Raw genomic sequence first — 18922 nt, forward strand, 5'->3', positions numbered from 1 at the left:
TCCTCCTTTCCGTGGTCAGGCGGCGTTGAGCTGGTCGGCGAGCTGGGCCGCGAAGGCGTCAGGGACGTTCACCGCGGCCTGCACGTCGGCCGGAGTGATGGCGCGGCCCTGTTCGCGGACTTCAGCGGCTTTGGTGCCGAGGACGGCTTGCAGGTGGGACGGGAGCTTGAGCGCCGTACGCGGCGCACTGAGGGCCGTGGTGGCGGTGGTCGAAGTTGGTGCCGCAGTGGCCATCACCCGGTCACGGGCGGTGTTGCAGCGGTGCTGGATGACCGGCATGACCTCAGCGATCAGGAACACGACCAGCGGCACCACGATGTGGAGGAAGACCACGCCGTACTCGACCTGGCCGGACGGCGGGCGCAGCGATGACCACACGTTGGTGACCAGGGTCGCGCCGAGCAGGAGCCGCTTGAGCCAGACGACCGGGGCGGCGTCGACGTCCTGGCCGTGGGACAGCATCTCGGCTTCCCAGCGCAGGAGCGTGACGAGGATGCCCGCCAAGGCCGGTTCGACCAGCCACGCGCCCCACCACAGCGCGGCGACTGGTGTCAGGTGTCCGGCTAGGAACTCGTGCACTCCGGTGGTGGTGAAGCCCAGGCCCAGGGCTAGGAAGAACCACATGGAGCGGGTAACCGAGACGCGGAAGCGCTCCAGGCGGACCGCGTGCAACAGCGGGTCCGACGTCAGGTCGTGCAGCTGGTGGGACTCGGCGAGACGGGCGCGCAGCCTCTGCACGGTGCGCGTTTCGCCCTGGTCATCGGTCCTGTGCTTGCGGAACACGGCTCACCTCCTCAGGGCTCCGCCGCTGGTCCGGGACGATGTCGAACAGGTCGTGGAACTGCATCGGAGTAAGCGCGAGCAGCGCCCCGGCAATGAACGCGGGTCCGGTCTGCAAGTCACCGGCCAGCACACGAGCCACCGTGGAGCGGTTGACGTCCATTGCCTTGGCGAGGGCGTACGCCGACCGGAAACCGGCAAGCCGAGCGGCCTTGGCGAACACGTCGCGCCGTAACTTGATCGTGTGCGGCATGGTCGCCCGCTCACGCAGCCGTTGCCCCGGCCACGCGGCGACGAGCTGCCACCGCGCGGCCGAGGTGGACCAGGCGGGCGACCTCTTCGAATGTGACCGGCTCGACCACGAGTGGAACCAGCCGGAACGGGCCGAGGGTCACCGCGGACTGCCCAGCCGTGGCGGCCCCGAGACTGGAGACGGGAGCCGAAGCGGTCAGGCCAAACGCCAAGCCCGCGCCGTTCCGGGCAGTCGCCGCCACGCTCAACGTGTGGTCAGGGCGCAGCGTCCACGTGAGCGTCACGCCGTCCAAGCGCGAGACCCACAGCAGCAGCGCCGCCAGGCGGTCAGGTGCCGAACCGGAAGTGAACTCGACGTGCACCGAGCCGGACACGGTCGAGATGAGCAAGCGGTCCGGTCGAGGCAGGCCCGTAGACCGCATGAGCGACCGCAAGGTGCGGATGATCCGGTCCAGCGAACGAGAGCTGTTCGAAGGCATGGCAAAGCTCCGTAAGTCAGTAAGTGATGAGGTCAGGCGACGACGCGCAGGCCCGAACCGGAGTCGGTCGGACCGGCCTTGACGAACGCGACCAACTCGTCAATGTCGTGGTCGCTGGTGTAGGCCGCGCGCACTCGGCGAGGCGTGCGGGAACGCGGGTCGACGCGGTAGCCGATACCGGCGCTGGACGGGTCGGCCGGGATCTCGTCGGCAATCGCGCCACGCTCACGGGCACCCTCACCGAGCACCATGTCCGGGTGCCGCTCCGAGGTCACCCGCAGGCAGACCCGGTGCGGGAGCAAGTCGCGGATCGGGAGCACGTCCTTCGACGGCTCCTGCACGTACACGTCGAGCACGTCATTGGTCGCGCGGCCCATCGAGGAGATGACGGCGCAGGCGTTGGTGATCTCGTGCGCGTACTCCGAGTTGTAGGACATCAGGAAGCCGACCTCATCGAGGATCAGCCAGTCCACCGGGTGCTCACGCGACACCGGAACCGAGCGCTTCCCCTTGCGCTGCAACCGCTTCTGCTTGCGGCCCATGTTGTCCACGAACCGCTCGATCAACTCGGCGCAGTCCTCCGGGTTGTCCGCGTACCGGCCATAGAGGATCGGCTTGAGCGCCACGAACTCGAACAGCTTCGGGTCACACACCCACGGCCGCACCAGCCCGTCACGGATCATCGGTGCAACGGCCCGCAACTTCGCCATGACGACCGAGTTCTTGCCCGCACCAGTAGCACCGGCCGTCAGGTGATGGGTGCCGATCAGCGGCTCACGCCACTCCCCGCCCAGCTCCGTCTCCCCCAGACACAGCGACCGCAAGTTCACCGCGTCGGAGGACTCAGGCATGGCGGGTGCCGGAATCACACGGTCGAACGGCTCATCGCGCTGGACGATCAGCACGACCTCACCGGGCTTGCCTTGCTCGACCGCGGCCCGCTCGGCCTTGAGCGTCGCCGCCAACTCCGGCAACACCGCCGAGAACGCCCGCAACGCCTGACCAGGCACCAACCGCACCCGCACCACGTCAATGGACGGAGACCAGGACCGCACCCGCAGCACACGCGGCACCAGGACCTCCCCGGTCCGGTAGTGCACCGTGGTCAACCCACACGAGCCCATCAGGTTCACCCAACGGCGACCGGTGTAGGCACCAGCCCACCGACGCCGCCACGCTCGCAACACCGGCGCGGCCCACGTATCGAACGTGTCCGGATGCGCCCGATACCAAGCCGCGGTGCCCACCGCCAGGCCACCGACAACGCCGCTGGTCACCTCAGGCCCGAACTCGACCGCCGAGGCCCCGAGCGCGCCAGGACCAACCACCGCACCGGGATGGCGAACGAACCACCTCGCCGTGCGGAACTCCCACCCAACTGAACGACGGGACGCGCCCGTAGTCGTCTGCGACATACTTCGTTCCCTTCTGTCAGGCACGGCAACGGCCGACCACCGGGAAGCAGTGATCGGCCGTTGCCGTGACATGGAGATGCGCTACTTGCGCGGACTGCCCCGCCGACGCCGACGAGCGGACGCCGGTTCGAGTTGCGATCGCGAGTAGGACAACGAGGTCCGCAGAACCGCGACCGACCGCACGAACGTGTTGTGCTGGCTCTTGAACCCCTCCCGCCGATACGGGACGTCCAGCATGGCCAGGCGCAGTTGCCGCATGGACTTGTCCAGGCATTCCAAAGCCGTGGTCAGTTCCTGTGACATCAGACCTTCCACTCCTGAGTCTTCAGCTCGGTCTCATAACGGGCCGCTTGGTCTTTCAAGTTCGTCAGGCTCTGCTGAACCGTGGCGAGCAACCTCTTCAACTCGTCAGGCGGCGTGACCCGCCACGAACCCGGCGGAGAAGGGTTCTCCCGCATCTTGGCGATCAGCCTGTCCAACGGGCCGAACTGCTCCGTGACGAAGTCGATCGCGTTGACGAGGTTCGCGTACCGCTCCTCAGCTCGCTTGTTCTGTCCTGCCATCCACACCCCCCTCCTCGTGCGCAGCCGACCCCGCCAGCTCGCGCCACGCTTCCGCCACCTCGAACCCCAACTGCGTAGGGAGCAGCAGGTTCACGGGCGCGCGCACGGCTCCTGTCCGCAGGACCACCGGCTCCGGCACCGGGAAGATCAAGGCGAGGTTGCCCAGCCGGTGAACCGCCGCCGTCTCCCACGCCGCCGACCGGCGCATCCCGCGCGACCCGACAGCACGGAACACCCGCCGAGAGCGCACGGTCAGCACGTAGCCGTCACCCTGCGAACAGATCCGGCCGAGCGCGGTCATCGCTTCCTTCAACTCCGTTCCTTCCGGAGGCTCGACATTGACCTTGACCGGATAATCGTTGACTTCGAGCACAACCCACCTCCGATATCGGGGACCACGGCGAACCCGGAACCGACGAAGCCGACTCCGGGCTCACCGAAAACCCCGGCGCTCATCGTGCGAGCGCCGGATTCAGGCATGGCTCTACCCACTGTGGAATTGACAAAGATCAGGCAGCCCCGGGCAGGAGCTTCGAAATAGTCAGAGCGCGGGCGCGATGATCAGGCCGCGCTGCGCACCGGTCGCGCCACAGGCTTCAGACCGGCCGCCTTGAACCACAGACCGGCCGAGGCGATCTTGCGCGGGTCCACACGGTCCGGGATCTCGTAGGTGTTCACCACCGCGTTGACCAGCTCGACGTACATGCCCTCTTCGAACCCCTCACCGGGGTCGCCGGGCAGGTTGACGCGGATCTCCTCGCCCTTGCCCGCCTTGCGACCCTCCACCGGCAACGGCTTGGCGAACAACGTCACCACGTACTGCACCTCACCCGACGTGCGGTCGACCACCGGCGTGACCGTGCCGTCGTCGGCTTCGCGCATCTTCGCGGCGGGAGCCTCCGTGATCATGAGCCGGTAGCCGTTCAGCATCACCGGCAGGTCCTGAAGCGCCATCTCGCGGTACCTCCAATTCCCCGGACGACCCGTTGCCGCCCTGTCGCTACAACCAACATAGCTAGTAGAGCTATAAGAGACACTAGGCCGATCGAGTGACTTCCAGCAGTGCTAGCTCTATCGCTACAGTCTGTCCATGCGCCCCGACGCAACCGACCGCAGACCTGCGTACCAGCAGATCGCAGACGACCTGCGCCACTACATCGCGTCCGACGAGGTCGAGATCGGCGACAAGCTCCCGTCCCTGACCGAGCTTCAGACCAAGTACGGCCGTGCCGTGATGACGTTGCAGAAGGCGCTGGACCAGCTCCGCAACGAAGGACTGGTCATCTCCCGCCAAGGCGAGGGCACCATCGTGGTGAAGAAGCCCGAAGCCCATGCGGGGGACGACGTGCCCTCACCGCATGAGCTTCGGCAGATGTTCGACCGCATCAACTCGGTCCTGGACGACCTCAGCCGGCGCGTCGCCGCTGTCGAGACTGAGGTTTTCGGGACCACGCCAGACGAGCCTCGACCCGACTCAGCCGATCACTGAGTTCTTCCAGGCGCACCAGGATTTCGGAGGCTTGGGCGTGGAGATCCCGCCAGTCCTCCGCCGTCCAGTCGTCCTCTTCAGACACCACGCCCCCTTGCCGTTCCCCGCAGAACCCGGACCTCGACCGCTACACCGAGCAGGTAGCCACCTCCGCCGTCTCCGGCTTCGGACGCTCGCCGACGTCGGGCAGCCAGACCAGTCGTGCCCTCAGCTGGTGGCGCTTGCTGCTGAACAGGTGCAACGCGTTCTCGGGCTTGCCGAGACTCATGCGGGAGTGGTCATCCACTGCGAAGACCTCCGCACGGTCTTCGAACGCAAAGCCCCACGCGGCGACCCACGCGTCCACGCGTTCGCCGAACTCCTGCACCACGGCGAACACTCGCGGCGGAGCCGTCGTCACCATCGTGTCCAGCAGCCCCGCGAACTCCACTTCACCGCACAACGGCTTCAGGTTCTCGACCTCGTTCACTGGTCGACCTCCCCGGCCTCACGCTTCGAAGCCGTCAGCGCGTTCACCTCGTCGGGAGTCGTGTTCACCAGGGCGCTCAAGTGCTCGAAGTCGAGCGGTGCGAGCTTGGTGAGCGCTTCGCAGCGGTCGGCGAACTGCGTGGCCGACTCCGCCAGCTCACGCGCGAAGCTGATCGCGAGCTGCGCCCCACCCTCACGCCCGGCGATCTGCACAGTCAGCCGCGCGTCACCGGACGAGATCACCAGGGACGGATGTCCCTGTGCCCGTTCCACCAACGCCGACTCGGCGTCCTCCTCCGGCTGGAGGAGCAAGTACATCCCCATCGGTTCGACCTCCGTGTACACCTGGGACTTACTCGACCAGATTCACGCGGAAGGAAGACCGATCCCATACCAATGGCTGATCGGATATCGCCGTCACCACTAAGCGCAGGTCAGCGCAGTAATCACCGAGTTACACTCCGAAGTAGGCACAGCTCGACCAGGGGGTGAACGGCCACGTGACCACGTCCAAGCGACGCTGCCGCACGTGTGACACCTTGCTGGCCAGTGACAACCGGGGCGAACACTGTGGCCGGTGCACCGCGGCTTCTACACTCCGCGCCCCGACACTGCCGCCGGAGTTCTGGGCCAAGCCCACCCTCCGCGAGGCATTCGAGTCACGCAACATCGGCCAGGTCTTCCGCGCCTACCGCCAGGCACAGAACCCGACCGTCCCACAAGCCACCCTCGCCGCCTGGCTCGAACTCACCCAAGGCCGCGTCAGCGAAGTCGAACGCTCCCGCCGCCCGGTCACCGACCTCGAACGCCTCGAACGCTGGTGCGACGCCCTCCACGTCCCGCGCCACCTGCGCTGGTTCGACGGCACTGCGCGCGAAGTCCACGACGTCCGCAACCTCTACGCCAGCCGCACCGTCGACCCGAGCCCGGTCTACTCGCCCCACCAGTCATGGGCGCCGGTCGACCAACCACCACCGCCCCAGCCCGCCCAAGAGCTGGACATCGTGCAAGTGGGCATCCCACGGCTACGCCGCGCGCTCGACATCCTCGACCTACCCGACGACGGCCCCACCCGAAGCCTCCCCGAGCTGGCCGCCGACGTCGCCCGCATGAACGAGCACCGCCTCGAAGCCCGCTACGGCGAACTCGTCCGCCACCTACCCGCCCTGATCGGCGAACTGGCCCGAGCCCGCCAACTCCTCGCCCCAGCAGACCGCCGTCACATCGCATCCCTGCTGACCCTGGCCCTACGCGCCGCCGACGGCGTGGCCTACAAGTACCGCTACTTCGACCTGTCGGCCCGCCTCATCGACCTCATGCGCGCGACAGCCAACGAGTCCGACAACGCACTCCTCCCCGCAGCAGTCGCGTACGTGCGCACCGAAACGTTCTTCGCCAGCGGCGACCTCCACACCGCCGCCCGCGCCCTCGACCACGCCGCAGACCAACTCCCCACCCGCGACCTGAAACACGCACCAACCGCAGCCGCATTCGGCGCACTCCACATGCGAGCCGCGGTCGTCGCCGCCCGAGCAGGCAAAGCCGACATCGCCGCCGACCACCTACTCACCGCCCGCTACGCCGCCCACGCCGCACCCGAAGGCATCTACCACGGCACCGCCTTCGGCCCAGCGTCTCTGCGCATCCACGAGCTGGCCGTTGCCGCCGAGCTCCGCGACGCAGCAGGCATCCAACGAGCCTCCACCTGGCACCCGCCCGCCGAACTACCCGCCGAGCGCCGCTCGCACTACTACATCGACCTGGCCCGAGCCCAACTCGACCTCGGCCGCCACGAAGACGCCTACCTGTGCCTGCAGGCCGCCCGCCAGGCCGCACCTGAACACGTCCGCGCCCACCCACAGGTCCGCCAAGCCCTGTCGGTGCTGCTCCGCACCCACCCTTCACTCAGCTCCGGCCTACTCGACCTGGCCGCCTGGGCGGGCGCTCGCTGAGCGGCTACGTCTCAGCCGTTCGCCAGCAGTTCCGGCAGGTCGTGCAGTGAGTCGATGACCCAGTCAGCATCCCGACGCACCAACGGGTCATCCGCCCACAGGTACCCCCACGGCCCACGCCGGATCAGCGCCGTACGCAACCCGGCAGCCTTCGCCGCCACCACATCGTTGTCCCGGTGATCACCGACGTAGAGCACATCACCAGCCACCGCCGCAGGCGTCATCCCCACCACCCGCTCAAAGAACTCCGCCGCAGGCTTGGCCACACCCCACTCACCAGACGTCGCCAACCCATCCACCGGCAACCTCAACCCCCGCAGCAACTCAGCCGCCCGCGCAGTCTGGTTCCCCGCCACCCCAACCCAGACCCCCAGCTCCCTCAACCGCCCCAACCCAACCCTTACATCCGGGTACAGATCCCCCTCCTCGATCCGCTCCCCCACCCCAGCCTCCTCCCGCAACCGCCGTTCACGGGCCACATCAAACCCAGGCCGGAAGTACTGGAACGTCTCCGCGTTATCCCGCCCAGCCGCAGTCACCGCCCCTAGCACCGTCGAGAACGTGTGCCGAGACACCCCAACCCAGTCCGCCCAAGCCCCCCACTCCCGCGAGTCGTCCAGCAACGTCTCACCAACGTCAAACACCACCGCCGCGACCATGCCCTACTCCTACGCCATCGCCGCTCACCACGCGACCGTGGCATCAGCCTCAGCGCCTGCTGGTTCGGCCTGACCACGGTGTTCAGAGTTTCTTTTCTTCATCAAGGCGGCCCCTTCGGGGCCGCTCGGCCGCACTCTGCCCATCCCGTCTGGCAGGGCCTTCACGGCCCCGTCCCTGTGTCACTCGGGCAAGCGGGCGGGGCCCGGCCTTCGGCCACCCACCCGCGCCCGGTGACGAGAGGCAGGACCTAACCCAGCCAGACGGGACAGCGGCCGACCGACCCCACAAGGACCGCAATAAGAACAACAGGACTGCGCTCGCCGCGCGGCAGGTCTCCGGGATGGCCATGTGCCGCGCTTCTCACCTACCAGCGGGGACCGGGTTTCGTGTCATCCCGTCGACCTCCACGAGGGCAACCACGCGTGTCAAGGGGGCAGATCCAGCGCCCGCGTCCAGTGTGGCCCAATGAGCCCCCTTGACACGCGTGGTCGGGCGGAGGCCAGGTCGACGGGATGACACGAAGCCCTCGAACTTGAAGTATGCCGCCTTGCGCATCCCCCAATGGGTGAGACTTTCAAATTGTGACAGATGAGACCTGCCTAGCCAGCCCACTGCCGAGCAGAGAAGTGGGCCTACTCCCAAACGCAGCACAGTCGAAGCCGCCAACCAACCGGCGAGGCACTCGACCGCGGTCATGGATATGAACAACTGCGGCCGAAGGTGCTACGACGTTGGAATGCACACAACACCTGATCAGCAGGCCGACCCACCCCGGAGTAATGGGGTACGCAAGACGCCCGGCGTACCACTGACCTGACAAGTAACCGACAAAGCTGCGCTCGGGCTAGGCTAGACGGTCGACCCCAACGCTCGCTCAACTCCAGCGCACGTCCGCCTTGGTTCACTAAGCGGGTTCCAATGCGACCTCCAACTACACCTCGCCTGGCGCAACCATGCGCTAGGATCACTGATCACAACACGATCGGATCTTGATCCGTTGGGAGGCACCAGGTGTCGGACTCCGGACAGCAGATGCTGAGTGTGGTTCGTCAAGTCAACACGGCTGTCCGACAGGGTCTGCCACGTGAGGAGGCGAGTGGTCCACAAGTCGACCTCGGTGTCCTCGAAGCTCTGGCTGCCGATCCGTTCGAATCAGCAGCAGTTCTGGAAAGGCTGGTCAGCGATGCACATTAAGATCGAGGCCGAGTGTGTCCGCGGACTTCGTATAATCGAAGAGATACCCGACTTGAGCCTATGCAAGATCGAAGGGTACAACGGCATCGGCAAGACCAATGCCGTTAAACTCCTTCAGCTTTGCACAGGCGATCAACCCTTCCCTAAGGACGATCCATCCTGGCGCACCTTCCGCAATCAGATACTTAGCGCGCGTATCCATATCACCGGATTGCATGACGCCAACGAGATCGAATGGGTTCTTGAACCAAAACGCTGGCCAGCACAAGCAGAGCCCTTAGGCGATCTTTTGGGCGCAGTACGAATTGACGGAAAAGAGGCGAGGCTACGCGATGTGTCACCGCTACTCAAGGTGTATCGCATCTCGGTGGCAGAAACGCCACTAAAAGCGCTGGAAGACCGTGTCACAGAGGCTTACAATCAAGTCTCGGCCTGGGTGGAGGAACATGGTCAAAAAAGGCAAGAAGCCCTCGACCACTTGCTTGAGCAGGTAGCAAAACGGATCGCAGATAGCAAGCCAGAAACCTTGCATTCCGAAGTATTGACAGCACAAGAAGCCAAGAAGCGAGCCGCCGCGCTATCTACGAAAGCCAGCGAGGCTCGTCGACGGGTCGACCTTTTCGAAAGAGCAGTCGAGATCGCTGACCAACTAGACCAAGTACGTGGTCGCGGACCTGAGCTAAACGCCAAGCTTGAGGAACTCGAAGCGCAATTGCAGGAATTCGAGACCAAAAAGGAGCAATTGAATAGCCAAATCTTAACTGCAAGCGCGCGTCAACAGCGTGACGAGAAAGCAGATCACGAATTTGACCTCGCTCAAAAATATCTCGACCGCCAGGACCAGTCGCTGCGAGAAGCAGAAGCAGCACTAGAAAGAAGCGCAGCCAAAGCTGGCATTAGTCCAAATCCTGAGGCGCTCGAACAGCGCAGGAAAGCTGCATCGGAACGTCTTAATACGCTCACCGAAATTCTTCCACGTATCAATTCCGCGCCCCTGGCAATCGATGTCCTCGAAGATCTGACGCTTCGACTTGAAGAAGCCGAACGCGATGGCCTGAACGACACTCAGTTGCTTGAGCCGCAAGATGGTAATTCCGGATGGACCGTAGCGGAACTTAGGTCTGCACTCACAAACCAGCTTGAGTCGCTTCGCAATAAGGCTCCCTCCACAGATTCCGAACGACTAACAAGTGAGATTGAGTCCACTCGGAATCAGCTGCTCATGCTCGCAGATGTAGACGACGCGCTTCAAACGGTTACGCAGGCACAGGAACGCTTGACCAAGGCACAGGGTCGTCTTGGGACCGCAGCGAGGAATCTGCCTGGAACCGGAACACAATCACTTGATGACCTGATCGCCAGTCGTAACGCTGTCGATAACTCAAGTCGGCAACTGCAAGCAGAGCATGCCCGTATTGAACAGGCCCGCGAACTGCTCGGTGGTGGCATGAGTGAAGAAGCCCTCGCTGACACGCTCGCAACTTTGTGCGCTGAGATCGAGGTCGAGCCTGCTCGGGTCCGAGGTCGCAGTCAAACCGCCCGGGCTGACCTCGACGAAATGGTCAAACAAGAGTCGCAAAGTGCCCACCAAGCCGAGAGAGCAGCACGCGCAGCTTCTGAGCACAAAAAAATCATCGCGGCGGCCTTCGACTGGTTGCACAGCAATGAAGAATTGACTTGGCTACGTAGAGCCGTACCACAGATTGAAAGCAGTGCCGACGCAGACGAAGAACAACAGGCTGAGATCCTGCAGGATATTGCAGTACGGATTGAGGGTGGCCGAAATTCACTAGAGAAAACCTTCCACGCAGTCCAGGGTATCGGTGCCGCATTAAAAAGTCTCGCAATGCGAGTACACAACCCCGCAGCCGTTGGACGGTCTTACGATTTTGATGCTGCCACACGGCACTGGCTTTCAGAGGAAGTGCGCCAATGGTTTGATGACGACCTCGTACGTGAAGCGCTATTCAATTCCGGCGATAATATCAAGCTGAATGCCGATGATCTAACAGTAACCTGGACTGTAGACGGAAAACCACATGAGCGCCCCTTGCTGGCATTCTCAAGTGGCCAGCAGGCATTCGCATACACACAAGCTCAAGTAGCCCGCTTGGATCGGGACGAGAATCCTCCCGCGAACCGGCTGATTGCACTCGATGAATTCAACGCATACTTGGATCGTGAACGGATGTCCAGCCTAGCCAACTACCTCATAACTCGACAACGGACGTCTAACCGCGACCAAGTTGTCGTTATTCTTCCGCTCGAAACCATTCCGAGCCGATCTTCTTCTGCGGACGAACGAAGCCTTTCTCGTGCCCGCGACCTCGAGCGGCGCGGTTACATAGCGGAGGAACTTCTACCGTGAGTCTTTTTGACATAGCAGATAACGTCCGCGAGGTATTCGGTGTGCCGACTGTTCTTACCGGGCAAGAGTCGGCCACTCTCATGCGAGGCCTAATTGAGCTATGGCGTCTGACGTATGGTAAAAGCCCAGGCAGAATTGAGGAGGATCTCGAAGGATGCCGGCGCTTCTTCGACCCCGTGGCCAGGGGACACACCCTAAGAGAGCGTCTTAGCAATTTGCCGCAAACACCAGCCGAACTGAGGCGGATGCCATACGGCGAGCCTCTACTAGTGGATGCCGGAGACAAAACACTGATTATTGGTGTTGAAGGACGTCTAATAATAGCCCTACTGGAACGTCAGGACCTCAGCAAAGGACACCTAGTCTTTCCATCTACCGAAGTATCATCGGTCGAGAAAAAGGCGCTCCAGGTATACCGAGGGTGGTCTCGCGGACGACTCAATCAAGTCATCGCACTACAGAGTGGCCGGGGCACAGAAGTTCTTCAGGCGATTTCCGTCGGCTTGGTAATTGCGCTACTTGCCAATAGGTCTGATTCTCCCGCACGTGCCGTTATTCGATGGGATCACTACACTCCCGAAGGTGAGCAGATCGATAAAGCGATCCATGCCGGAGCTGAGAGATTTGCCTCCGTGATTTCAGGCAGTCGCGGAGGGCGATCAGCCGGGGAGCAGCGACTCAAAGGCGGCTATGCACTGAGTGAGGCGCGGCGCCGATTGGCCCACCGGTTGGCTGTGGAGCATGACAACAGGTCTGAAGGAGAACGTCTCTATGTCCCAGCTGAGCACCGGGACGAGGTCATCCGGTTTCTGGCGAACGACCTCGCGAGACGCCCCAGCTTGAGCCAAGAAAAACTGGCATTGGCCTTCGATCAACTAGTGAGCGAGTTTCGCAGCATAGCCGGACAATTGGCTCATCGGTCGATGGTATTTGAGCGCGCAGCCGACACTCAAACGCTTAAGCAGCATTTGATAGAAATATTCTCTTCAGCGCGGCAGCAAGGATCGCCATGATTTGCATACCCATCAATTGCGACGGAATAGAATGAGACGTTCAGATAGCTGCACGTCGTGTCGCGTCTTGTTAGTCGCCCACCGTTGGCCGCGACGTCGGAGCACTTCATCTCTTTCCATAGTGAAACCGACTTGTTCAGCAATCCGGCCAATTATTGCTGGCGTATCAATATAGACACCGTACGGAGCACTGTCGCCTACAAGCCATACAACGGAGGAACTAGGGCGCATTGACGTCGCAAGATTTTCGAGTACCTCCGAGATTGCCTCAAAGTAGTCTGGGACAACTCTGTCGTACTCTTTTCCTCGCCCGCGTCGGGTACGATGCCCTTTCAGGGCATCGACCAGCTCATTTACTTCTGCTCCGACCTCGGCGAACCTGTTCAACCTCTCAGAAGCCTCCGAAGCGGCACCTACGCTACTCTGCTGTGTTGTGGCAGTCACCATGCCAGAACGTACATTCGTGACCATCTCGGCCCAGCTCGAAACCTCGCCCCAGAAGTACAGTTCCAGACGTGTCGCGTCCGCGTAATCAAAGTTATTTAGATACGGTGGTGACGCAATACAGCCGTGCGCCTCACCTGAAGTCAAATTCTTCCACGAGCGCTTCTGTCGAGAGTCGCCTTGACTCACGTATGCGCGCATGTCGAGGCCAGAATTCCAGTCTATGAGACCAATATCTTCAGATATCACCTTCGCTCGTTGCAGGAATCGAGCGTACGGGTCAGCGTACCTCGGTTGGCGAGCTTGGCCTGGCCTTTGATAGGGCCATCCAACACGGACAGATGCTACGTCGCGCAACGTAGCGAGAAGCGCCCATTTTGCATACTTTCCCCAAACCCCCGCTGTGCCACTGATTATCGAATTTCGAATGGAGATCAAGTCTGCGAGCACGTCGGGAAAAAAGCAGCGGCGGACCAGCTCGGTTTCTGAATCAAGCAATGATTTGGAGGCTTTTCTATTCCGGGCAACATTGACAACATTGTCGATAGCCCGAAGAAGCGCAGCAGGGGAACCTGGAGGCCTCTTGAGCTTCAAATTTGCGAGTTCGGCGATTAGCGGATGCGCTTCAATCCCAAAGAAGGAAAGACCCGCGTTGCGTGCAGCGGTCCCAGTAACCGCAGATCCGGCGAACGGGTCAATAATTAGACTGCCGGCCGGCAGAGCGAGATGCTTCAGAAGCAACGAAACGTAGTCCGATGCGAACCCTGCTGGATAGCGGAACCATCGGTCGAACGGCTCTGTGCCACTCGTGCCATGGCTCCGGCCACGGCCGGATGCAGGCTCTGCTGGAAGCCCAGGTGAGAGCAAGGGAGTGCTTGAGTCCGCCACCTGGATATTCTTACCAGGTGACGCCTGTCACCACCACGGCGGTAGGCGATTATCTGTCACGCTGTCATGAGGGCTTGAAGGACGGGAGCTGCAGGGCGCCAGCCGCCTTCTGTGTAGTAGTCAGAGACAGCGGTCATGTCAGCGCAGTGAGCCAAGGCTCGCGCCATGACCGCGGTCGCTGGCCCTGCCAGACCGTCCAGCCAGTCTCTCGTGCGCATCCGTTGTCCAACGTCCTTCCAACGCGCGTCTGCCGTGAAAAAGAGGGTGGCGAGATCTTGAGCAAGTCCCAATTTGCCCACATCGACCATCGCACGCAAAATGGTGTGGACAAAACCCAAAGGTGTCCCCACATACTGAAGATCCCTGTCGCCCCACGGACCATCGACGACATGCTGAGCCATTGTGATAGCAAGCGCAGCGGATCGATCTGGCTCGCTTGCAGCCCAACCGTGCAAGCTTGCTGTAGGAACGCGAGCAAGATGGTCAAGATATAGATCAACGTCGTTCGCGTACGCCTCCGCTAATGACATCAAAGAGTCGAGATTTTCCGTTGCTCCCCTCAACAACCCATTGACGAGGTTTCGCGCACGCCGCTCTGGCGACTCTTCGCGCTCGCTAATAACCCGTCGCAGCAGGTCCCTCAAACCAGCTATATCCGAGACTCGCTGACTCACTTCTTTATGCGTACAATTCGCGACAAATGGTCGCCAATGAATCATGGTGCCGTCGGGCAAAAGTCGACGTCCACGCACTGGTCGATTACCCGTCACGAACCACGCGGCGATACGTCCCAAGCTATAAACATCGACCGCCGGTGTGACAGTTCGTGGATCATCATCAAGTTCGGGAGCGTTAAATCCGGGCGTACCCATGCCTTGGCCCGTTTGAGTGAGCTGCTGTGAGACAAGACTGGGAGGGTGTCGTACCATTCCCCAATCGGCCAACACCCATCTAAACTTACCTGCACTACCACCAGAAAGAGCTAAGATATTGCTCGGAGATATGTCCCGATGAATCAAATCTTGACCGTGTGCAACCTCAAGTGCATCTGCAAGGTTAAGCAGGATGGACATCAGCACTTCTTCGTCAAGATCATTCCTGAGCGTATGAAGAGTGCCTTCAGCTACCGGCATTGTGTACCAGCGAAATCCGGGATCATGATCTTGGATGGGCATGATGTTGGGGTGCGCAAGGCTTTGTTGAGCATGAATTTCCCGCTTGATTCGGTTATAGGCGTCAAGCTTTGGAAACGCTCGTTTAAGCGCGACCTCCAGACCTGACTCTTTGTGATGCGCACGCCAAACACGCGCGTAGCCTCCTTCGCCAAGCGGGCGGGCACTCAAGCGATAGAGGTCACGTGGATCCACGGTTTCACCTACACCCGTCATCGGGCAAGCATAGACGTCCCGCCCTGTGATCGACTCGTCAGATCGAGTAAAACCAGCCCAAGATCGGTGTTGATCTTGAGGCAGCGGTGATCACGGCCCGCCTTCACTCTGCCGACATCAGACAGGGCCGCAGATGGCCTTGTCGTTTGTAGCTCTGGGCGAAGACGTCGCGTTATCCACGGAACCTATATGGAACAGAACGCGGCGCTCCAGGTGCAGCAGTAGCTGAATCACAGGTCAGGGACCTGCTGCGGCGGTGCTGCCAGATCCTGCGCAGGGGTCCTCTGCCAGTGCCACGAGCGGTTGGCGAGTGACCGTGGATGGTTGTGGGCGCGGAGGGCATCTTTCGGCGGTAAGATCGACTCCCTCGGTTACCCCCGAGTAACGACGACAGAGGACCACGTCGTTCGATCCACAGTGGTGGTTCGCTTTTGGAAATCTTGCAGCTAGTGGTTGATGCCGGAAGGTTTCAACAGACGATGGGCGGGTGAGATCCACGACCTTCGGGTTCAGGGTTCGAGTCCCTGGCGGCCCACTCTTTTCCATTGTGCTGCGCCCGGAATGCGAATGTGTGTGGGACGCCACCGGAACGGGTGATCGCGCTGGCGTGGCCCCTGGGTGGGCGATAAGTAGGTGCCATGCACCTCGTAGCGGCACTCGCCCTTGCGGCTTCGGTCACGACCGTGGCTGGGGAACTGATCAGCTATGACCCCCGCGTGCCCGCCGGAGCGCGGGCGGAGGTCGTGGTGGCGCCCAGGGACGGCGGCACGGTCGTGCTGCTGCGCGCCAGTGGTCTGCTGCCGGACCGCGACTACGGTGCGCACGCGCACGTGAACCCCTGCGGGACGGAGCCGACCGATGCCGGACCGCACTACCAGCACGTCCAAGGCGGTGCGACGGATCCCGCGTTCGCCAACCCGCGCAACGAGATCTGGCTCGACTTCACCACCGACGGGCACGGCCGTGGTGAGGCGATGACGCGGGTGGCGTGGCAGTTCGGCGAACGGCGGGCCGGGTCGATCGTGCTGCACGAGGAGCACACCCACACCGAGCCCGGTCACGCCGGCACGGCGGGCGCCCGGCTCGGCTGCCTCACCGTGCCGTTCTGAGCTCGCCGCACTCCCCATCCCGCCGCGGACGCCGGCCCTTGACCTCCAGCGCCCTCGATGTCGCACGATCGACGGCCTCGACGGACGGAGGCGTTGGTGCTCGCGAAGTGGATCACCTGTGACGTGCCGGAGGCATCGCGCGACGTGTTCGACGCGGCCCAAGCGAGGTGGACGGTCATCGCCGACCAGCCCGGGCTGGTCGGGCAGGTCGGCGGTTGGGACCCGCGAACGGGCCGCGCGCACGTGCTCGCGCTGTGGGCGGACGCGGCGAGCCACGAGGTGTTCCTTCGCGACCGGCACGACGCGGTAGCCGACGCGAGCGGCTACCGGAACATCGCGGTGGCGGTCGGTGAGACGGTGCTCACCCTGCCCGGCACGGCGGCGACCGTGGCCGAGGCGCTGGAGGGCCCCGTGCTGCGCGTCGCGGACTGCCGGCTCGCCGAGGGCGCCCAGCAGCACTTCACCGAGGTCCAGCGCGAGGTGTGGGCGCCGGCGATGGTGGCGGCGGGCGTGCTCGGCGGCGTGGTCGCGCGCCTGTCCGCGGACCGCCACCTCGTCGCCACGTTCTGGCCCGATGCACGCACCCACCGCCGGTACACCGCCGAGGTGCCCGGGCTGCGCGCCCGCGCCCGCGCGGACGCCGACCTCACGTCCACGACCGGGCACGTCCTGGAGCTGGAGGAGGGGTGGCGGGTGAGGGCGATTCGGTGATGTGGCACCCACCACTACCAGCGCTGGGCGACAATGGACGGCGATGTCCACCGCCCTGCACGCCACCAAGCCCCTGAAGATCGGCCGCCACCCGGTCGATCCCGCCGTCGTGCTCGCACCCATGGCGGGCATCACCAACGTGGCCTTCCGGCAGCTCTGCCGCGAGTTCGGCAGCCCCACGTCGCTCTACGTCTGCGAGATGATCACCGCCCGGGCGATCGTCGAACGCGACGCCAAGACGATGCAGATGATCACGTTCGGCGCGGACGAGAGCCCCCGCTCGATGCAGCTCTACGGCGTCGACCCGAAGTCGATGTCCGAAGCCGCGAAGATCATCGTGGCCGAGGACCGGGCCGACCACATCGACATGAACTTCGGCTGCCCGGTGCCCAAGGTGACGCGCAAGGGCGGCGGCGCGGCCCTGCCGTACAAGCGGCAGCTGTTCCGGCAGATCGTGCGTGCCGCGGTGCGCGCCGCCGAGCCCGCCGGTGTGCCCGTGACCGTGAAGTTCCGCATCGGCATCGACGACGAGCACCTCACCTACCTCGACGCGGGCCGCATCGCCGAGGACGAGGGCGCGCAGGCGGTCGCCCTGCACGCCCGCACCGCGTCCCAGCGCTACTCCGGCAAGGCCGACTGGTCCGCCATCGCCCGCCTGAAGGAGGCCGTGACCAGCATCCCCGTGCTCGGCAACGGCGACATCTTCAGCGCCCGGGACGCCCTGGACATGGTCGCCCGGACCGGCTGCGACGGCGTCGTCGTCGGGCGCGGCTGCCTCGGCCGGCCGTGGCTGTTCGGCGAGCTGCAGGCGGCGTTCCGGGGCGAGCCCATCCCACCGGGGCCGCGCCTGGGCCAGGTCGCGGACATCCTGCGCCGGCACGGCGCGCTGCTCGCGGACTTCCTCGGCGAGGACAAGGGCCTGCGTGACCTGCGCAAGCACATGGCCTGGTACCTGAAGGGCTTCCCGGTCGGCGCGGAGCTGCGGCGCAACCTCGCCATGGTGTCCACCCTCGCCGAGCTGGACGACCTGGTCGGCAGGCTCGACCCGACGCTGGAGTTCCCGGACAACGCCGACGAGCCGCGCGGCCGGCAGGGCTCGCCCGGCAAGGTCGTGCTGCCCGAGGGCTGGCTGGACGACCCCGAGGACGTCACCGTGCCCGTCGGCGCCGACGAACTGCACTCGGGTGGCTGAGGCGGTGCGCGCCGCGATGGCGCTGGCGTGCGCCCTCCTGCTGGCCGGCTGCGGTTCGGTGATCACCGGCGTGGCCCGTCCGCTCCAGGTCACCGACGTGGAGCGGGAGCTGGTGTCCGGCTACTTCGCCGACCTCAACGAGGCGGGCGGGCAGGGCACGAGCGAGCAGCGCGACCTGCTCAAGGACACCCAGCACCCGGACTTCCGCGACGAGGACTGCGAGCTGCCCGCGGGCACGATCAAGGTGCAGCCGACCATGTCGACGCTGCGCCTGGACCCGGCGTGGGCGCCGCCCGGCGAGGACGAGCACCCGCGCGGCGTGGTGCTGGTCGTCGCGGTCACGCTGACCGTCGTGCAGGAGGGCTCCGAGATCGGCAGCCAGATCGGCTCGCAGCACGTCGTCCTGCTCAACGGCAAGGCCTACGGCTTCGCCCCGTGCGTCAATTGAGGTGACGCCGACCCGGTTGACCACGCTCCGTGAACTTCTCGGCTTTTCGATCACCGAATGCCACTAGTTCGGAGCAGTGCACGGTCAACCAGTCGAGGGAAATCCCTCT

At 63.7% G+C, this 18922-nt stretch carries 21 protein-coding genes; 8 read left to right on the top strand and 13 right to left on the bottom strand.

Annotated elements, in window-relative coordinates:
- Window positions 1–15 precede the first annotated feature (15 nt).
- From ABTZ99_RS20245 to ABTZ99_RS20280, 8 genes are all read right to left on the bottom strand, one after another.
- The gene (locus tag ABTZ99_RS20245) at window positions 16–783 is read right to left on the bottom strand and encodes a hypothetical protein (RefSeq protein ID WP_499612910.1); all 768 of its coding nucleotides are present in this window, start codon (window positions 781–783) and stop codon (window positions 16–18) included.
- Window positions 758–1033, bottom strand: coding sequence for a transcriptional regulator (locus ABTZ99_RS20250; RefSeq protein WP_499612912.1), 276 nt, complete (start codon window positions 1031–1033; stop codon window positions 758–760). Before ABTZ99_RS20250 ends, ABTZ99_RS20245 begins: the two co-directional genes overlap by 26 nt.
- A 10-nt stretch (window positions 1034–1043) precedes the next feature.
- The gene (locus ABTZ99_RS20255) at window positions 1044–1421 is read right to left on the bottom strand and encodes a hypothetical protein (RefSeq protein WP_499612914.1); all 378 of its coding nucleotides are present in this window, start codon (window positions 1419–1421) and stop codon (window positions 1044–1046) included.
- A 122-nt stretch (window positions 1422–1543) separates the two neighbouring features.
- Window positions 1544–2926 carry an FtsK/SpoIIIE domain-containing protein gene (locus ABTZ99_RS20260; RefSeq protein WP_499612916.1) on the bottom strand — a complete coding sequence of 461 codons (1383 nt, stop codon included), beginning with the start codon at window positions 2924–2926 and terminating at the stop codon, window positions 1544–1546.
- A gap of 81 nt (window positions 2927–3007) precedes the next feature.
- Window positions 3008–3229 (bottom strand): hypothetical protein, encoded by a 222-nt coding sequence (locus ABTZ99_RS20265; RefSeq protein ID WP_499612918.1) that lies wholly within the window; start codon window positions 3227–3229, stop codon window positions 3008–3010.
- Window positions 3229–3489, bottom strand: coding sequence for a hypothetical protein (locus tag ABTZ99_RS20270; RefSeq protein WP_498785670.1), 261 nt, complete (start codon window positions 3487–3489; stop codon window positions 3229–3231). The genes ABTZ99_RS20265 and ABTZ99_RS20270 overlap by 1 nt, the downstream gene beginning before the upstream one ends.
- Entirely contained in the window at window positions 3464–3862 is a 399-nt protein-coding gene (locus ABTZ99_RS20275) for a hypothetical protein (RefSeq protein ID WP_499612920.1), read from the bottom strand. The genes ABTZ99_RS20270 and ABTZ99_RS20275 overlap by 26 nt, the downstream gene beginning before the upstream one ends.
- Window positions 3863–4050: 188 nt before the next feature.
- The gene (locus ABTZ99_RS20280) at window positions 4051–4443 is read right to left on the bottom strand and encodes a hypothetical protein (protein ID WP_360462139.1); all 393 of its coding nucleotides are present in this window, start codon (window positions 4441–4443) and stop codon (window positions 4051–4053) included.
- 136 nt (window positions 4444–4579) lie between these two features.
- Here ABTZ99_RS20280 and ABTZ99_RS20285 point away from each other — a divergent pair, with 136 nt between their 5' ends.
- Window positions 4580–4978, top strand: coding sequence for a GntR family transcriptional regulator (locus tag ABTZ99_RS20285; RefSeq protein WP_499612922.1), 399 nt, complete (start codon window positions 4580–4582; stop codon window positions 4976–4978).
- 127 nt (window positions 4979–5105) lie between these two features.
- Here the strand turns inward: ABTZ99_RS20285 and ABTZ99_RS20290 are convergent, their stop codons facing one another.
- A complete protein-coding gene (locus ABTZ99_RS20290; protein ID WP_499612924.1) occupies window positions 5106–5447 on the bottom strand; it encodes a hypothetical protein in 342 nt (113 codons plus the stop codon).
- The gene (locus tag ABTZ99_RS20295; protein WP_499612926.1) at window positions 5444–5770 is read right to left on the bottom strand and encodes a hypothetical protein; all 327 of its coding nucleotides are present in this window, start codon (window positions 5768–5770) and stop codon (window positions 5444–5446) included. The genes ABTZ99_RS20290 and ABTZ99_RS20295 overlap by 4 nt, the downstream gene beginning before the upstream one ends.
- Before the next feature lie 176 nt (window positions 5771–5946).
- Here ABTZ99_RS20295 and ABTZ99_RS20300 point away from each other — a divergent pair, with 176 nt between their 5' ends.
- Complete coding sequence (locus ABTZ99_RS20300; protein WP_499612928.1) at window positions 5947–7398, top strand: helix-turn-helix domain-containing protein; 1452 nt, start codon at window positions 5947–5949, stop codon at window positions 7396–7398.
- 11 nt (window positions 7399–7409) lie between these two features.
- Here ABTZ99_RS20300 and ABTZ99_RS20305 read toward each other — a convergent pair whose 3' ends face one another.
- Window positions 7410–8057 (bottom strand): HAD family hydrolase, encoded by a 648-nt coding sequence (locus tag ABTZ99_RS20305; RefSeq protein ID WP_499612930.1) that lies wholly within the window; start codon window positions 8055–8057, stop codon window positions 7410–7412.
- 1097 nt (window positions 8058–9154) lie between these two features.
- Here ABTZ99_RS20305 and ABTZ99_RS20310 point away from each other — a divergent pair.
- Both ABTZ99_RS20310 and ABTZ99_RS20315 read left to right on the top strand, forming a co-directional pair.
- A complete protein-coding gene (locus ABTZ99_RS20310; RefSeq protein WP_499612932.1) occupies window positions 9155–11620 on the top strand; it encodes a coiled-coil domain-containing protein in 2466 nt (821 codons plus the stop codon).
- Window positions 11617–12633, top strand: coding sequence for a hypothetical protein (locus tag ABTZ99_RS20315; protein WP_499612934.1), 1017 nt, complete (start codon window positions 11617–11619; stop codon window positions 12631–12633). The genes ABTZ99_RS20310 and ABTZ99_RS20315 overlap by 4 nt, the downstream gene beginning before the upstream one ends.
- A gap of 12 nt (window positions 12634–12645) precedes the next feature.
- On the opposite strand, the gene ABTZ99_RS20320 is transcribed toward ABTZ99_RS20315, so the two are convergent.
- Window positions 12646–13965, bottom strand: a complete 1320-nt coding sequence (locus tag ABTZ99_RS20320) for a DNA methyltransferase (protein ID WP_499612936.1) — start codon at window positions 13963–13965, stop codon at window positions 12646–12648.
- Between the two features lie 56 nt (window positions 13966–14021).
- The gene (locus tag ABTZ99_RS20325) at window positions 14022–15353 is read right to left on the bottom strand and encodes a serine/threonine-protein kinase (protein ID WP_499612938.1); all 1332 of its coding nucleotides are present in this window, start codon (window positions 15351–15353) and stop codon (window positions 14022–14024) included.
- Between the two features lie 683 nt (window positions 15354–16036).
- Between ABTZ99_RS20325 and ABTZ99_RS20330 the strand changes: the two genes are divergently transcribed.
- The 4 genes from ABTZ99_RS20330 to ABTZ99_RS20345 all read left to right on the top strand — a co-directional run bounded on the left by ABTZ99_RS20330 (window position 16037) and on the right by ABTZ99_RS20345 (window position 18813).
- The gene (locus ABTZ99_RS20330) at window positions 16037–16462 is read left to right on the top strand and encodes a superoxide dismutase (RefSeq protein WP_499612940.1); all 426 of its coding nucleotides are present in this window, start codon (window positions 16037–16039) and stop codon (window positions 16460–16462) included.
- Window positions 16463–16558: 96 nt separating this feature from the next.
- Window positions 16559–17173 carry a DUF4937 domain-containing protein gene (locus ABTZ99_RS20335; protein WP_499612942.1) on the top strand — a complete coding sequence of 205 codons (615 nt, stop codon included), beginning with the start codon at window positions 16559–16561 and terminating at the stop codon, window positions 17171–17173.
- A gap of 43 nt (window positions 17174–17216) precedes the next feature.
- Window positions 17217–18365, top strand: coding sequence for a tRNA dihydrouridine synthase DusB (gene dusB / locus ABTZ99_RS20340; RefSeq protein ID WP_498785644.1), 1149 nt, complete (start codon window positions 17217–17219; stop codon window positions 18363–18365).
- The gene (locus tag ABTZ99_RS20345; protein WP_499612944.1) at window positions 18358–18813 is read left to right on the top strand and encodes a hypothetical protein; all 456 of its coding nucleotides are present in this window, start codon (window positions 18358–18360) and stop codon (window positions 18811–18813) included. Before dusB ends, ABTZ99_RS20345 begins: the two co-directional genes overlap by 8 nt.
- Window positions 18814–18922: the final 109 nt, after the last annotated feature.

The organism is Actinosynnema sp. NPDC002837 (assembly GCF_040295345.1).
Classification (GTDB): Bacteria; Actinomycetota; Actinomycetes; order Mycobacteriales; family Pseudonocardiaceae; genus Actinosynnema.

What these genes read in the sequence shown, in the direction of transcription:
- ABTZ99_RS20270 (WP_498785670.1), bottom strand. Translation starts at nt 3,489, where the DNA reads ATGGCAGGACAGAACAAGCGAGCTGAGGAGCGGTACGCGAACCTCGTC.
- ABTZ99_RS20325 (WP_499612938.1), bottom strand. Translation starts at nt 15,353, where the DNA reads ATGACGGGTGTAGGTGAAACCGTGGATCCACGTGACCTCTATCGCTTG.
- ABTZ99_RS20280 (WP_360462139.1), bottom strand. Translation starts at nt 4,443, where the DNA reads ATGGCGCTTCAGGACCTGCCGGTGATGCTGAACGGCTACCGGCTCATG.
- ABTZ99_RS20260 (WP_499612916.1), bottom strand. Translation starts at nt 2,926, where the DNA reads ATGTCGCAGACGACTACGGGCGCGTCCCGTCGTTCAGTTGGGTGGGAG.
- ABTZ99_RS20305 (WP_499612930.1), bottom strand. Translation starts at nt 8,057, where the DNA reads ATGGTCGCGGCGGTGGTGTTTGACGTTGGTGAGACGTTGCTGGACGAC.
- ABTZ99_RS20295 (WP_499612926.1), bottom strand. Translation starts at nt 5,770, where the DNA reads ATGGGGATGTACTTGCTCCTCCAGCCGGAGGAGGACGCCGAGTCGGCG.
- dusB (WP_498785644.1), top strand. Translation starts at nt 17,217, where the DNA reads ATGTCCACCGCCCTGCACGCCACCAAGCCCCTGAAGATCGGCCGCCAC.
- ABTZ99_RS20265 (WP_499612918.1), bottom strand. Translation starts at nt 3,229, where the DNA reads ATGTCACAGGAACTGACCACGGCTTTGGAATGCCTGGACAAGTCCATG.
- ABTZ99_RS20285 (WP_499612922.1), top strand. Translation starts at nt 4,580, where the DNA reads ATGCGCCCCGACGCAACCGACCGCAGACCTGCGTACCAGCAGATCGCA.
- ABTZ99_RS20250 (WP_499612912.1), bottom strand. Translation starts at nt 1,033, where the DNA reads ATGCCGCACACGATCAAGTTACGGCGCGACGTGTTCGCCAAGGCCGCT.